We start from the raw sequence: 13,633 nt of genomic DNA, 5'->3' as shown, positions 1-13,633 counted from the left end.
GGCTTTGCCATGTCGTTAACCACCGAGGCGTTTGAGAGCCTCCGGAGCGTCCTCGATCCGGTCCACCAGAGCGATCCGGTTCTCCATCGACCGGTCACGGGCGAGGGATTGGAGGAGCGGCCAGGTGGGGTGCCGTTCGGTCCAGTGCGCGCGGTCCACGAGCACCATCGGAGTGGGCTCCCCGCGCGACTCGTAGTAGTTCGGGGTCGCGTTGTCGAAGATCTCCTGTACGGTCCCGGCGGCGCCCGGCAGGAAGACGACGCCCGCGTTGGAACGGGCCAACAGCCCGTCCTCCCGCGTCGAGTTGGCGAAGTACTTGGCGATGTGCGCGGCGAACGGGTTCGGCGGCTCGTGACCGTAGAACCAGGTCGGTATGCCGACCGAGGGGCCGCCGTCGGGCCAGCGCTCCCGCACCGTGAACGCGGCGCGCGCCCAGTCGGTGACGGACGGGCTGAACGAGGGCGCCCCGGCGAGCAGCCGGAGCGCCTCGGTGAGCATCGTGTCGTCGAACGGGGCCGCGTACGCGCCGAGGTTGGCGGCCTCCATCGCGCCCGGGCCGCCGCCGGTGGCCACCATGATTCCGGAGCGCGCCAGTTCGCGGCCCAGGAGTGCCGCGCCCTCGTACGCGCGGGTGCCGCGCGCCATCGCGTGGCCGCCCATCACGCCCACCACCCGTGCGCCGAGGAGGAGTTCGTCGAGGGCGTCGGACACCGCGTCGTCGTGGATCGAGCGCAGCATCGACGCGAAGATGTCGCCGTCGGCCTTGGTGTGCTGGAACCAGGTGTAGGTGAGGGCGTCCGGTGTCGCCTCGTATCCGGCGTCGAGGGACGCGAAGAGCTCGTCGGGGGAGTGGAGCAGGCCCCGGTACGGGTCGAAGGGCAGTCCGGGGACGGGCGGGAAGACCAGCGCGCCCGCGGCTCTCACGGATGCCGCCGCACCGGGGTCCATCGGGCAGCCGAGGAACACGGCGCCCGAGGTGTCCACGGAGAGCAGTGCGTCCGTACGGTCCGTCAGATCTATCGACTGGACGCGGAACCGGGCGAGCGAGCCGCGCCCGGAGACCACCTCGTCGAACTCGGCGAGGGACTCGATCTCACGGTCGTGGCCGGTGTGGAGGGGAGTTGGCTGCACGCGGCCATGCTAGGCATGGGCCGGACGGGTGAACCGGGCGGGTCGCCGGCGGCCACGGGACCCGTGCCACGAGGGCCGCCCGGGAACCACACGCGGCGGCGGGCCGTGAGCCGCGGCCCCCGACGGCCGCCCGCCGGCCCGGCACGGAGCTCCTGGGCGACGAGGACGGTCGGCCCGGCCACGGGGTCCGCCCTCGGCCGCCGTCGCCCGACCCGGGGACCCGGTGCGCACGGGGCGGGCGCCGCCCGCGGGTCCGGGGCCATGACGGCCGTGGGCCGGCGACCCCGGGTGTCCGAGGACGCTCAGCCCTGGACGGCCGCCGGGTCCATCCACATGACCTCCCAGGTGTGGCCGTCCGGGTCGTCGAAGGAGCGGCCGTACATGTAGCCGTGGTCCTGGGCCTCCCGGGTGCCCGAGCCGCCCGCGGAGAGGGCCTTGTCGCACAGCTCGTCGACCTTCTCGCGGCTCTCGGCGCTCAGACACAGCAGCACCTCGCTGGTCCGGGCGGAGTCCGCGATCTCCTTCTTCGTGAAGTCCGCGTACCGCTGCTTGCTCAGCAGCATGGCGACGATCGTGTCGCTGATGACGACACAGGCGCAGTCCTCCGTCGAGAACTGCGGGTTGATCGTGTAGCCGAGCTCGGTGAAGAACTTCTTCGAGGCGTCGACGTCGTTCACGGCGAGGTTCACGAAGATCATCTGCTGGTACATGAGCGGTCTCTCCCGGTGGAGGTGGGGTCGTGTGCGGTACGGAGAGGTGGACCGTCCGTCCGCGCGGAACTCATCGGCCCGGCGAGGACGGATTCGTATCCCTGTTCAGCCGTCGCTGTTCAGCCGTCCCGGTTCAGCGGGCCAGCGGCATCGCCGCCAGTTCCGCGACCAGCCAGGTCAGCGGCCCGAACACGGCGAGCAGCGCGCCGGCGCGGAGCAGGGCCGCGCTGCGCAGCACCGAGGCGGGCGCCCCCAGCCGCAGCAGGGCCGCCGTGGTGTCGGCGCGGGCGTGCTTGGCCTCCAGCGCCGCCGTGAACAGCGTCGCGACGGCGCATCCGGCCACGAGCAGCGCACCGAGCGTGCTGAGCGGCCCGATCGAGGGCCGTGCTCCGGCGTACACGGTCGCCATGGCGTACGCGCCCGACGCCACCGCGCAGACCACTCCGAGCGGGCGCCCGATGCGGCGGGCCTCCTCCTGGAGGCCGCGTCCGGCGAGCAGGCGCAGCGCGCCGGGGCGCACGGCCTGCAGCAGCCATCCGCAGAGGTGGGTGACGGCGGGTCCGGCCAGGGCCAGTCCCACGGCGGTGAGGGCCCAGCCGGCGAGCACCCCGGCGGGGCTGCCCGCGAACCGGCTCGTCAGGTCGGAGCCGGGGGCCGCTCCGGAGCGGCTCGCGTACGACTCCACGGCCAGGCCCGCCGCGACGACGGCGGTGCCCCAGGGCAGTCCGCCGGGCGCGGGCAGCGGAGGGGCGAGCGGCTGGGGGTCCGGCGGGAGCTCCGGGCGGTCGGCGTCCGGACCGGCCGGGGCCGTCGCGGGAGCGGGGTCCGCGGGCGACCCGGCGGCGGGGAGCCGCGCGGCGGTGGCGCCGCGGCGGGCCGTGGCGCCCCGGACGGCGGTCCGCGGGCGCAGCGCGAGCGCGCCGGCGACGGACGAGGCGAGCGGCACCAGGAGGAGCAGGGTCAGGGCCGCGGGCAGCGGCAGCGGCTGGTCCGCGGCGAGGAAGCCGGTCGTGGCGCCGTCGAGGGGAGTGCCGGGCAGATCGCCGCGCAGGTGCAGGAAGACCAGCAGCGCGAGTGCCGAGCCCAGCGTGGTCGACAGGGCGGTGGTGACCGCCGAGACGGCCATCAGACGTCCGGGGCCGAGGCCGACCGCGGCGAGTCCGGGACGGGGCCGGGTCCCCGGGTCCGTACGGGCGACCGCCACCGCGAGGTGGACGCTGGCGGCGACGGGTGCGAGGCACCACAGGAGGCGCAGCGCCGCACCGGTCGGGGCGTCGGGATGCGCCATGGCGTATCCCAGCGCGCTCAGCAGCAGGAAGCCGGTGCCGGCCGAGGAGGCGGCGACCAGCAGCCTGCGCAGCTGGACGAGGGGATGGGCCCCGCGGGCTAGACGGAGAGCGAGCACGCGGCCCGGCCTTCCGTCTCGGTGACCGGGGGCAGGTGGACGGTGTTCACACGCCGTCCGTCGAGCAGGGTGACCGTGCGGTCGGCGAGCGCGGCGGTGTCCGCGTCGTGCGTGGCGAGGACGACGGTGATGCCGTGCGAGCGGGCGGCGGTGGTCAGGGTGCGCAGCACGTGGGCGCGGTCGGCGCGGTGCAGCGGGGCGGTCGGCTCGTCGGCGAAGAGGACCTGGGGGGCGGGCACCAGGGCGCGGGCGATGGCGACGCGCTGCCGTTCGGCCTGGAGCAGGGCGTGCGGCCGCTTGCGGGCGCAGTCGCCGATGTCGAGGCGTTCGAGCCATTCCAGGGCGGCGGTCTTCGCGGCCCGCCGGCCCGAGCCGCGCAGCATCAGGGGCAGCGCCGCGTTCTCCCAGGAGTTCAGCTCGGGCACGAGGACGGGCACGGGGTCGATCCAGCCGAAGCGGTCGCGGCGCAGGCGTTCGCGGGCCAGCTCGCCCATGGTGTGCACCGGCACGCTGTTGAACCAGACCTCGCCCTGCTGCGGCAGGAGCTGGCCGGACAGGCACTGGAGCAGGGTGGTCTTGCCGCTGGCGCGCGGGCCGCCGACGGCGAGGATCTCGCCCTCGCGGACGCCGAGCGAGACACCGCTGAGCGCGGGCGAACCGTTGTGGTTGACGTGCAGGGCGCGTGCCCAGAGCACGTCGTTGTCCGGCGGGGCCACCATCGCGTACACCTCGTTCAGATCTGATTTGCGCTGCCAATCCCCCGGACGGGGGAACGAAGGCAGGGCCGATCGGTCACTGGGCACGCTAGGGAGTCGGGGGCGGGTGGCCGGACAGCACGCGGCCCCGGGGCGCCCATTCTCACTCGAACGGGCGCCCCGGGGCCGTTGTGGATCAGCCGGGCGGAATCAGAGCTTCGTCCACGCCTCCGTCAGGACCTGACGGATGATCCCCTCGATCTCGTCGAAGGTCGACTGGTCGGAGATCAGCGGCGGCGACAGCTGGATGACCGGGTCACCGCGGTCGTCGGCGCGGCAGTAGAGGCCGTACTCGAAGAGCTTCTTGGAGACGAAGCCGTAGAGCACGCGCTCCGACTCCTCGTCCGTGAAGGTCTCCTTGGTGGCCTTGTCCTTCACCAGCTCGATGCCGTAGAAGAAGCCGTTGCCGCGGACGTCACCGACGATCGGCAGGTCGTGCAGCTTCTGCAGGGTCTGCAGGAAGTTGGCCTCGTTGTCGAGCACGTGCTGGTTGAGACCCTCGCGCTCGAACAGGTCGAGGTTGGCGACGCCCACCGCGGCCGACACGGGGTGGCCGCCGAAGGTGTAGCCGTGCAGGAAGGTGTTGTCGCCCTTGTAGAACGGCTCGGCGATCCGGTCGGAGACGATGCACGCGCCGATCGGGGAGTAGCCCGAGGTCATGCCCTTGGCGCAGGTGATCATGTCCGGTACGTAGCCGAACTTGTCGCAGGCGAACATCGTGCCGAGGCGGCCGAAGGCGCAGATGACCTCGTCCGACACCAGCAGGACGTCGTACTGGTCGCAGATCTCACGGACCCGCTGGAAGTAGCCGGGCGGCGGCGGGAAGCAGCCGCCGGCGTTCTGCACCGGCTCCAGGAAGACGGCCGCGACCGTCTCCGGGCCCTCGAAGAGGATCTGCTGCTCGATCTGGTCGGCGGCCCAGCGGCCGAAGGCCTCGGGGTCGTCGCCGAAGAGCGGGGCGCGGTAGATGTTGGTGTTCGGGACCTTGTGGGCGCCGGGGACCAGCGGCTCGAAGGGGGCCTTCAGCGCCGGCAGGCCGGTGATCGACAGGGCGCCCTGCGGGGTGCCGTGGTAGGCGACCGCGCGCGAGATGACCTTGTACTTGGTCGGCTTGCCCTGAAGCTTGAAGTACTGCTTGGCGAGCTTCCACGCGGTCTCGACGGCCTCGCCGCCGCCGGTGGTGAAGAAGACCTTGTTCAGGTCGCCGGGCGCGTAGTCGGCGAGGCGCTCGGCGAGCTCGACGGCCTTGGGGTGGGCGTAGGACCAGACGGGGAAGAAGGCCAGCTCCTGCGCCTGCTTGAACGCCGTCTCCGCGAGTTCGGTGCGGCCGTGGCCCGCCTGGACCACGAACAGACCCGCGAGACCGTCGAGGTAGCGCTTGCCCTTGTCGTCGTAGATGTAGGTGCCCTCACCACGGACGATGGTGGGAACGGGCGCGTTCTCGTACGAGGACATGCGGGTGAAGTGCATCCACAGGTGGTCGTACGCGGTTCGGCTGAGGTCCTTGCTCACGGCTATCGGGTTCCCCACATGTAGGTCTGTTTCTTGAGCTTCAGGTAGACGAAGCTCTCGGTGGAGCGCACGGCGGGCAGTGCCCGGATGCGTTTGTTGATGACGTCCAGCAGGTGGTCGTCGTCCTCGCAGACGACCTCGGCGAGGATGTCGAACGAGCCCGCGGTCATCACCACGTACTCGACCTCCGGCATGGCCGTCAGCGCCTCGGCCACCGGGTCGAGATCGCCCTCGACGTTGACGCCGACCATCGCCTGCCGGCGGAAGCCCACGGTGAGCGGGTCCGTGACGGCGACGATCTGCATCACGCCCTGGTCGAGCAGCTTCTGTACGCGCTGGCGCACGGCCGCCTCGGACAGGCCCACGGCCTTGCCTATCGCGGCGTACGGACGGCGTCCGTCCTGCTGGAGCTGCTCGATGATGGCGAGGGAGACGGAGTCCAGCTGGGGACTTCCGTTCCTGGACTCGCGGGTGGAGTCCCTGGGGTCTGCGCTTCGACTGGCCACGACCTCACTGTGCACGACGTCTCGACGGTTCCGCAAGGCTGTAGCGATGAAATTCGTTGTTTACGGGTATCTACTTTGCGGATTTCGCAGTGGAGGGGTCATCAGGGGTGTTGAAAACGTGGAGCCACGGATTAGGGTGGGTGTCTCAGCGATTGGACACCTGAACTTGGAGGGCCGGCAGTGAGCACCGAGCTGCGTCGTCTGCGCAATCACATCGACGGGGAGTTCCGGGACGCCGCCGACGGGCGGACCACCGAGATCGTCAACCCCGTGACCGGCGAGGCGTACGCGACCGCGCCGCTGTCCGGCGCGGCGGACGTGGACGCCGCGATGGCGGCCGCCGCCGCGGCCTTCCCGGCCTGGCGCGACCAGACCCCCGCCGAGCGTCAGAAGGCCCTCCTGAAGATCGCGGACGCGTTCGAGGAGCGGGCCGAGGAACTCATCGCGGCCGAGGTGGAGAACACCGGCAAGCCGATCGGTCTGACCCGGTCCGAGGAAATCCCGCCCATGGTCGACCAGATCCGCTTCTTCGCGGGCGCGGCGCGGATGCTCGAAGGCCGCTCGGCCGGCGAGTACATGGAGGGCATGACCTCCATCGTCCGCCGCGAGCCGGTCGGCGTCTGCGCGCAGGTCGCGCCGTGGAACTACCCGATGATGATGGCGGTGTGGAAGTTCGCGCCGGCGCTCGCCGCGGGCAACACGGTCGTCCTGAAGCCCTCGGACACCACCCCCGCCTCCACCGTCCTGATCGCCGACATCATCGGCGGCATCCTCCCCAAGGGCGTCTTCAACGTCATCTGCGGCGACCGTGACACCGGCCGCGCGATGGTCGAGCACCCGACCCCGGCGATGGCCTCCATCACCGGTTCGGTGCGCGCGGGCATGTCCGTCGCCGAGTCGGCGTCCAAGGACCTCAAGCGGGTCCACCTGGAGCTGGGCGGCAAGGCCCCGGTCGTGGTCTTCGCGGACACCGACATCGCCAAGGCCGTCGAGGACATCTCGGTCGCGGGCTTCTTCAACGCGGGCCAGGACTGCACGGCCGCCACCCGGGTCCTCGTCCAGGAGGGCATCCACGACGAGTTCGTGGCCGCGCTCGCCAAGGCCGCGGCCGAGACCAAGACCGGTCAGCCGGACGACGAGGACGTCCTCTACGGCCCGCTGAACAACCCCGACCAGCTCCGGCAGGTCAGCGGCTTCATCGAGCGGCTGCCCGCGCACGCGAAGGTGGAGGCGGGCGGCCACCGGGTCGGCGACAAGGGCTTCTTCTACGCCCCGACCGTCGTCTCGGGCCTGAAGCAGGACGACGAGATCATCCAGAACGAGGTCTTCGGGCCGGTCATCACCGTCCAGTCCTTCACCGACGAGGCCCAGGCCGTCGAGTGGGCCAACGGCGTGGACTACGCCCTCGCGTCCTCCGTCTGGACGAAGGACCACGGCCGGGCCATGCGGCTGTCCAAGGCCCTCGACTTCGGCTGTGTGTGGATCAACACCCACATCCCGCTGGTCGCCGAGATGCCCCACGGCGGCTTCAAGAAGTCCGGCTACGGCAAGGACCTCTCCGGCTACGGCTTCGAGGACTACACGCGGATCAAGCACGTGATGACCTCGCTGGACGCCTAGCCTCCGGCGGTGAGCGCGGGATCCCGGCGGTGCGCGCGGGGTCCCGGTGGTGAGTGCGCGGCCCCGGGCGGTGGTGATCTGTCCGGGGCCGCGGCATGCCCCGCCCCACCCCGCCCTGCCCTGCCCCACCTCTTCCTGGCCCCGCCTGCCCGGCCCGCGCCGCCCTCCCCGCCGGGGACGGCGGCGCGGCATACTGGACGGTATGCGTGGGCGGGTGGCGGAGCGGTACGAAGAGCTCGCCGGGACCGAGGCCGCGACCGAGGCCGAGACCGTGGCCGCCGCGCTGTGCGGGGAGCGCGGGGCGGCGCACCCGGCACCGTACGGCCCCGCCGCACCGGAACGCGCGGGAGGCGACGGCCGCGGAGCCGTCCGTCCCGGCCGGCGACGCGACGGCACCGCGCGGGCCGGCCGCCCGGGACGCCTTGATCGACAGGGTGTCGGTTCGGCGGGCCAGTGCTCGACGCAGCGTCCATTGTCCGGGCGCCGCCGGGGACGGGATGCTGCCCGCGTGCCCGTGATCCGGAAGACCTCGACCCTGTCCCGCCGGTCCCTGCTGCGCGCCCTGGGCGGGGGTGCCGCGCTCGGTGCCCTGGCGGGATGCGGGGTGCCCGCCGCGTACGTGTCGCCCGACGACCGCGCCGGAGCCGACCTCTCCGCCCGCGACAAGCGGCTGACCTGGGCGAACTGGCCGCTCTACATCGACACCGACGACAAGGACCACACGAAGCGGCCCACGCTGGACGCCTTCGGGAAGCGCACCGGGATCTCCGTCGACTACATCGAGGAGATCAACGACAACGACGAGTTCTTCGGCAAGATCAGCCCCTCCCTGATGAACCATCAGCGGACGGGCCGCGACCTGATCGTCGTCAGCGACTGGATGTGCGCGCGCTTCGTCCGCCTCGGCTGGGTCCAGCGGATGAACCGGGCCGAGCAGCCGAACGTCGCCAAGTACCTGGATCCGCTGCTGAGTTCACCGGCCTTCGACCCCGGTCGCAGGTCCACCGTGCCGTGGCAGTCCGGGATCACCGGCATCGCGTACGACCGTCGCAGGGTGGGCCGGGAGATCAGGCACGTCTCCGACCTGTGGGCCCGCGACCTGAAGGGACGGGTCACCCTGCTCTCCGGTCTGGACGAGGCGTTCGCGCTCCTGATGCAGGGCAACGGGGTCGACATCACCCGGTGGACCGCCGACGACTTCCACCGGATCTGCGACCAGGTCGAGAAGAACGTCCACAGCGGCCAGATCCGCCGCTTCACCGGCAACGACTACACCAAGGACCTGGTCAGCGGCGACGTCCTCGCCTGCCAGGCGTACTCGGGCGACGTGATCCAACTGCAGGCCGACAACCCGGACATCCGCTTCGTCGTCCCCGAGGAGGGCGCCGAACTGTGGTCCGACTCGCTGATGATCCCCGACCTGGCGGACCACAAGGCCAACGCGGAGAAGCTCGTCGACTACTACTACCGGCCGGAGGTGGCCGCCGAACTGGCCTCCTGGGTCAACTACGTCTGCCCGGTGCCGGCCGCCCAGGACGTCCTCGCCTCCTCCGGGGACAAGGACACCGCCGCTCTCGCCGAGAACCCGCTGATCTTCCCCGACTCCACCATGCGCGGGCGGCTCGCCATCGCCCGCGACATCACGTCCACCGAGCGCACGGAGTTCGCGAAGCGCTGGAACGCGATAGCGGGGCTGTGACCTCGCGGGACCGCGCACCCGTTCCCGCACCACGACGGCACCCGGAGGCCCCCGCGTCACCGCCCGGCGGCTTTGCCCGTTCTTTACAACCCCGTCCTCCGCTGTCTCGTCTCTCCGCTCGATCCACCACGCAGCCCCCCGGGTGACCGGGCGGGCGGTCCGAGGAAAGAGAGCGATTCATGCGCCGAACAGTCCTGAGCGCCGTGGCCCTGGCGTTCCTGGCCGTGCCCGTGGCCACGGTGTCCGCGTCCGCCGCCGACGCCACTCCCAGCGCCCGTCCCAGCGCCGTCACCGCCCCGGCCCCCAGCGCCGAGCCCAGCCGGGCGCCGGGCGGCGACACCCGGACCCCGCGTCCGGTGCCGAGCCGCCCCGCCACCCGGGGCCAGGTCTCCGTCGTGCCCAACGGCGCGCCCGACACCGGTGTGGCGTCGACGTCCACCGACTCCGGATCCCGGAACGCCCTGCTCGGCGGCGGCGCGGCCGCGGTGCTCGCCGGCGGCGGCGCGGCGGTCCTTCTCGTACGCCGCCGGCGGGCGACCGGCGCATGACCCCACCCTCCAGGCGCGCCGTCACCACGGCGGCGCTGGCCGCGCTGCTCGTGAGCTGCGACGGCCACTCCGGGGAGCGGGCCTCGACCACCCCGCGCCGCGAGACCGTGCCACCGTCCACGCCACCGCCGTCGGGGCACTCCGCGAACGCGGCGCGTGCCCTGCGGCGTTCGGTGCCGGTCAGGCTGCGGATCCCGGCCATCGGGGTCGACACCCCGCTCATCCGGCTGGGGCTGACCCCGGGCGGCGAGGTGGAGGTGCCCCCGGTCACGGCGCACGACCGGGCGGGCTGGTACCGGTTCTCGCCGACGCCGGGCCAGACGGGCCCCTCGGTGATCCTCGGTCACGTCACCGTCGGCGCCTACGGGGACGGGGTCTTCCGTCATCTCGCCCGGACGCGCCGGGGCGACCGTGTCGAGGCGCGCCTGGAGAACGGCACGACGGCGGTGTTCACGGTGGACTCCGTACGCACGGTCGCCAAGGCGGAGTTCCCGGCGGACGCGGTCTACGGGGACGTGGACCGTCCGGAGTTGCGGATCGTCACCTGCGGCGGCCCGCGCACCGGTGACGGCTACCTCGACAACGTGATCGTCTTCGCCACGCTGAGCCCGACCGGCGGCTGACCCGCGGGGACCGCACGGACCGCCGTGGTCCGTCCCCGCCGCCGCCCAGGATCCCGGGCCGCTGGACCGTGTGCCGACGGCCCGGGATCCTTCCCCAGGAGTGACCCACGAGTGACCCACGACCATGGAGAGCGTTGAAACGGTCCCGCGAGAAGGCCGCGTCCGAGCTGTTCGCCGCCCTCTATCCGCGCCTCGCCGGCTGGTGCCGCCGTCTGGTCGACGACGACGAGACGGCCCACGAGATCGCCTCGGAGGCGTTCACCCGGCTCTGGGCCCGCTGGACGTCGGTGGCCGAACCCCGTGGATTCCTCTACGTCACCGCCGCCAACCTCGTCCGGGACCACTGGCGCAAGCTCGAACGCGAACGCCGGGCCGTGCACCGCGCCGGCGTGGAGGCGGCGGTCCGGCCGCCGGCCGAACAGGCCGACCCCTCGGTACGGCTGCTCGTACAGTCGCTGCCCGAACGACTGCGCGTCCCGATCCTGTTGCACTACTACGCTGACATGCCGATCCGGGAGGTGTCCGTGCTGACCGGGCGCAAGGAAGGGACCATCAAGGCCGATCTCCACGCGGCCCGCGAACTGCTCCGCGCCCATCTGAGGAGAAGCCTTGATCACACGGCCTGACGACGGTCCGGACCCCGCGCCCGACGACCCGCTCGCCGTCATCCTGCGGCCCACGTCCGACTATCTCGGCCCGCCCGCCGGCCGGTACGAGGCGATCCGCCGCGGCGCGGCCCGCCGCAGACTGCTGCGCGCCGCGGCCGGTGCCGGCCTGACCTGTGCCGTCGCCGTTCTCGTCGCGCTGCCCTTCCGCATGGCGACACCCGACGCGCCCGGGTCGCCGACCGTCCCCCTCGCGCCGCCGCCCGCCGGCAGTCCGGCCCCCCGGGGCACCTCGTCCGCGGCGCCCGAGCCGCCCTCGTCACGGCGCTCCGTCACACCGCGCCCCGAGGGGCGGCCCCGGACGGTCACCCCCAGCACCCGGGCCGGCCGGGAACCGTCCACCACTCCGCGTCCGGCGTTCTCCTCACCGTCCGCCGTGCCGACGCCCGGCTCCGGCCGGACCGTCGGCGCCAGGGCCGGCACGCGGCCGTAGCCCGGTCCCGGGCGCGCCCGGGACCGAGGCCGGGTCAGCCCCGGTCGGCCCGCTCCTCGCGCAGCGCGCACAGCGTGTCGACCCGGTTCGTGGTGATCGAGTCGACGCCGAGGCCGAGGAGCCGGCGCATGGAACGCCGGGTGTCCGGGGTCCACACCGACAGCAGATGACCGCCGCGGTGGACCCGGGTGGCGAGGTCCCGGTCGACCAGGGTGAAGCGGTAGTTGAGCCAGCGCGGCCGTACCGCGTCGAGCAGGGCCGGGCGCGGCGGCGCGAGCGTCGTCCAGGTCAGGGCGATCTCCGCGGCCGGGTCGGCGGCGCGTACCGCGAGCATGGCCCGGGCGCCCGCGCAGTAGTACACCCGCTCCCCGGCCCCGCAGGACCGGACGACGTCGACGATCCGGCGGACGGACCCGAGGTCGGGGCCGCCCGGCAGGTCGACCATCACGCGGCTCTCCCCGGTCGCGGCGAGGGCCGCTTCGAGCGTCGGCACCCCGCCGTCGGTGAGGCCGCGCGCCTCGTCGGCGGAGAGCGCCCGCAGCGGCCGGTCCACCTCCCACAGCCGTTCGAGCGTCTCGTCGTGCAGCAGCACGGGGACACCGTCGCGGGTGAGGCGTACGTCGATCTCCACCGCGTCCGCGCCCCGGTGGAGCGCGGAACGCAGCGAGTCGATCGTGTTCTCACGGACGCGGTAGGGGTCGCCTCGGTGGGCGACGGCGGTCACGGTGCGCATGGGCTCATTGTGCAATGGGCCCATGCCGCCACGGGTCCGGGTGCGGTGGTTCAGCGGTGCGGTCGTCCCCCTGAGGCACGGGGCGCGGTGGGACCGCGGAGCGCGGTGGTCCGGTGGTGCGGGGAGCGGGTCAGGGCGCGAGCCACGTCGCCGTGTAGGCGTCGATCTCCCCGGCGATCCTGGACTTCCCGGCCGGGTCGAGGAAGGACGCCTCGACGGCGTTCTTGGCGAGCGCGGCGAGACCGCGTTCGTCGAGACCGAGGAGGCGGGCGGCGACCGCGTACTCGTTGTTGAGGTCGGTGCCGAACATCGGCGGGTCGTCGGAGTTGACGGTGACCAGGACCCCGGCCTCGACGAACTCCTTGACGGGGTGCTCGTCGAGCGTGCGGACCGCGCGGGTGGCGATGTTGGAGGTCGGGCAGACCTCCAGGGCGATGCGGTGCTCGGCCAGGTGCGCGAGCAGCTTCGGGTCCCGGGCGGAGCTCGTGCCGTGACCGATGCGCTCGGCCCGCAGCTCGTTGAGCGCGTCCCACACGGTCTCCGGCCCGGTCGTCTCACCGGCGTGCGGGACCGATCGCAGTCCGGCGGCGACCGCCCGGTCGAAGTACGGCTTGAACTGGGGCCGCGGTACGCCGATCTCGGGTCCGCCGAGCCCGAAGGAGACGAGTCCCTCGGGCCGTACCCGGTCCTCGGTCGCGAGCCGCACCGTCTCCTCGGCCGCCTCCAGACCCGCCTCGCCGGGAATGTCGAAGCACCAGCGCAGCACGACCCCGAACTCCGCCTCGGCGGCCTTGCGGGCGTCCTCGATCGCCTCCATGAAGGCGAGTTCGTCGATGCCGCGGCGGGTCGAGGAGTACGGGGTGATGGTCAGTTCGGCGTAGCGGACCTGCTGGCGGGCCATGTCCCGGGCGACCTCGTAGGTCAGCAGCCGGACGTCCTCGGGGGTGCGGACGAGGTCGACGACGGACAGGTACACGTCGATGAAGTGCGCGAAGTCCGTGAACGTGAAGTAGTCCGCGAGCGCCTCGGGGTCGGTCGGCACCCGGGAGTCGGGGTGCCGGGCGGCGAGGGCGGAGACGATGCGCGGCGAAGCGGATCCGACGTGGTGCACATGCAGTTCGGCCTTGGGCAGTCCCGCGATGAAGGCGTGCAGATCACGGGCGTCGCGGTGATCGGTCAAGGGGTCCCTCCCCGGGAACGGCGTCCCCGGACCGTGGCCGGGGGACGCGGGTGATCGGCTGATCGATGACTCGGGGATCATCGTAGGCGCCGGTCCGCGTGGTACGGGGCCGG

At 72.7% G+C, this 13,633-nt stretch carries 14 protein-coding genes; 6 read left to right on the top strand and 8 right to left on the bottom strand.

The window, feature by feature from the left end:
* Positions 1 to 15: 15 nt before the first annotated feature.
* From OG776_RS14335 to OG776_RS14310, 6 genes are all read right to left on the bottom strand, one after another.
* Entirely contained in the window at positions 16 to 1,131 is a 1,116-nt protein-coding gene (locus tag OG776_RS14335; RefSeq protein WP_148010699.1) for an LOG family protein, read from the bottom strand.
* A gap of 302 nt (positions 1,132 to 1,433) precedes the next feature.
* A complete protein-coding gene (locus OG776_RS14330; protein WP_148010700.1) occupies positions 1,434 to 1,841 on the bottom strand; it encodes a VOC family protein in 408 nt (135 codons plus the stop codon).
* 133 nt (positions 1,842 to 1,974) lie between these two features.
* Positions 1,975 to 3,246, bottom strand: a complete 1,272-nt coding sequence (locus tag OG776_RS14325; RefSeq protein WP_148010701.1) for a hypothetical protein — start codon at positions 3,244 to 3,246, stop codon at positions 1,975 to 1,977.
* Positions 3,228 to 3,965 (bottom strand): ABC transporter ATP-binding protein, encoded by a 738-nt coding sequence (locus OG776_RS14320; RefSeq protein WP_329320972.1) that lies wholly within the window; start codon positions 3,963 to 3,965, stop codon positions 3,228 to 3,230. The genes OG776_RS14325 and OG776_RS14320 overlap by 19 nt, the downstream gene beginning before the upstream one ends.
* A gap of 186 nt (positions 3,966 to 4,151) precedes the next feature.
* Entirely contained in the window at positions 4,152 to 5,531 is a 1,380-nt protein-coding gene (locus tag OG776_RS14315; RefSeq protein ID WP_329320970.1) for an aspartate aminotransferase family protein, read from the bottom strand.
* A complete protein-coding gene (locus OG776_RS14310) occupies positions 5,516 to 6,034 on the bottom strand; it encodes an Lrp/AsnC family transcriptional regulator (RefSeq protein ID WP_148010704.1) in 519 nt (172 codons plus the stop codon). Before OG776_RS14310 ends, OG776_RS14315 begins: the two co-directional genes overlap by 16 nt.
* A gap of 165 nt (positions 6,035 to 6,199) precedes the next feature.
* Here OG776_RS14310 and OG776_RS14305 point away from each other — a divergent pair, with 165 nt between their 5' ends.
* The 6 genes from OG776_RS14305 (at position 6,200) to OG776_RS14280 (ending at position 11,607) form a co-directional block, all read left to right on the top strand.
* Positions 6,200 to 7,639, top strand: a complete 1,440-nt coding sequence (locus OG776_RS14305) for a gamma-aminobutyraldehyde dehydrogenase (RefSeq protein WP_329320967.1) — start codon at positions 6,200 to 6,202, stop codon at positions 7,637 to 7,639.
* Positions 7,640 to 8,147: 508 nt separating this feature from the next.
* Positions 8,148 to 9,338: a polyamine ABC transporter substrate-binding protein gene (locus tag OG776_RS14300; RefSeq protein ID WP_148010706.1), complete on the top strand. Its 1,191-nt coding sequence runs from the start codon at positions 8,148 to 8,150 to the stop codon at positions 9,336 to 9,338.
* A 179-nt stretch (positions 9,339 to 9,517) separates the two neighbouring features.
* Positions 9,518 to 9,886, top strand: coding sequence for a Tat pathway signal sequence domain protein (locus OG776_RS14295; protein ID WP_148010707.1), 369 nt, complete (start codon positions 9,518 to 9,520; stop codon positions 9,884 to 9,886).
* Entirely contained in the window at positions 9,883 to 10,509 is a 627-nt protein-coding gene (locus OG776_RS14290; RefSeq protein ID WP_148010708.1) for a class F sortase, read from the top strand. The genes OG776_RS14295 and OG776_RS14290 overlap by 4 nt, the downstream gene beginning before the upstream one ends.
* A 134-nt stretch (positions 10,510 to 10,643) precedes the next feature.
* Positions 10,644 to 11,135: an RNA polymerase sigma factor gene (locus OG776_RS14285; protein ID WP_148010709.1), complete on the top strand. Its 492-nt coding sequence runs from the start codon at positions 10,644 to 10,646 to the stop codon at positions 11,133 to 11,135.
* A complete protein-coding gene (locus OG776_RS14280) occupies positions 11,119 to 11,607 on the top strand; it encodes a hypothetical protein (protein WP_148010710.1) in 489 nt (162 codons plus the stop codon). Before OG776_RS14285 ends, OG776_RS14280 begins: the two co-directional genes overlap by 17 nt.
* A 34-nt stretch (positions 11,608 to 11,641) precedes the next feature.
* Here the strand turns inward: OG776_RS14280 and OG776_RS14275 are convergent, their stop codons facing one another.
* On the bottom strand, positions 11,642 to 12,340 hold the full coding sequence (locus OG776_RS14275; RefSeq protein WP_148010711.1) for a glycerophosphodiester phosphodiesterase: 699 nt from the start codon (positions 12,338 to 12,340) through the stop codon (positions 11,642 to 11,644).
* Positions 12,341 to 12,470: 130 nt separating this feature from the next.
* Positions 12,471 to 13,601: an adenosine deaminase gene (locus OG776_RS14270; RefSeq protein ID WP_410093211.1), complete on the bottom strand. Its 1,131-nt coding sequence runs from the start codon at positions 13,599 to 13,601 to the stop codon at positions 12,471 to 12,473.
* Positions 13,602 to 13,633: the final 32 nt, after the last annotated feature.

Origin of the sequence: Streptomyces sp. NBC_01689 (assembly GCF_036250675.1) — a bacterium.
In the GTDB taxonomy this organism is placed as follows: domain Bacteria; phylum Actinomycetota; class Actinomycetes; order Streptomycetales; family Streptomycetaceae; genus Streptomyces.
Note: the sequence above shows the minus strand (reverse complement) of the source record. Positions and strands in the feature narration are given on the sequence as shown.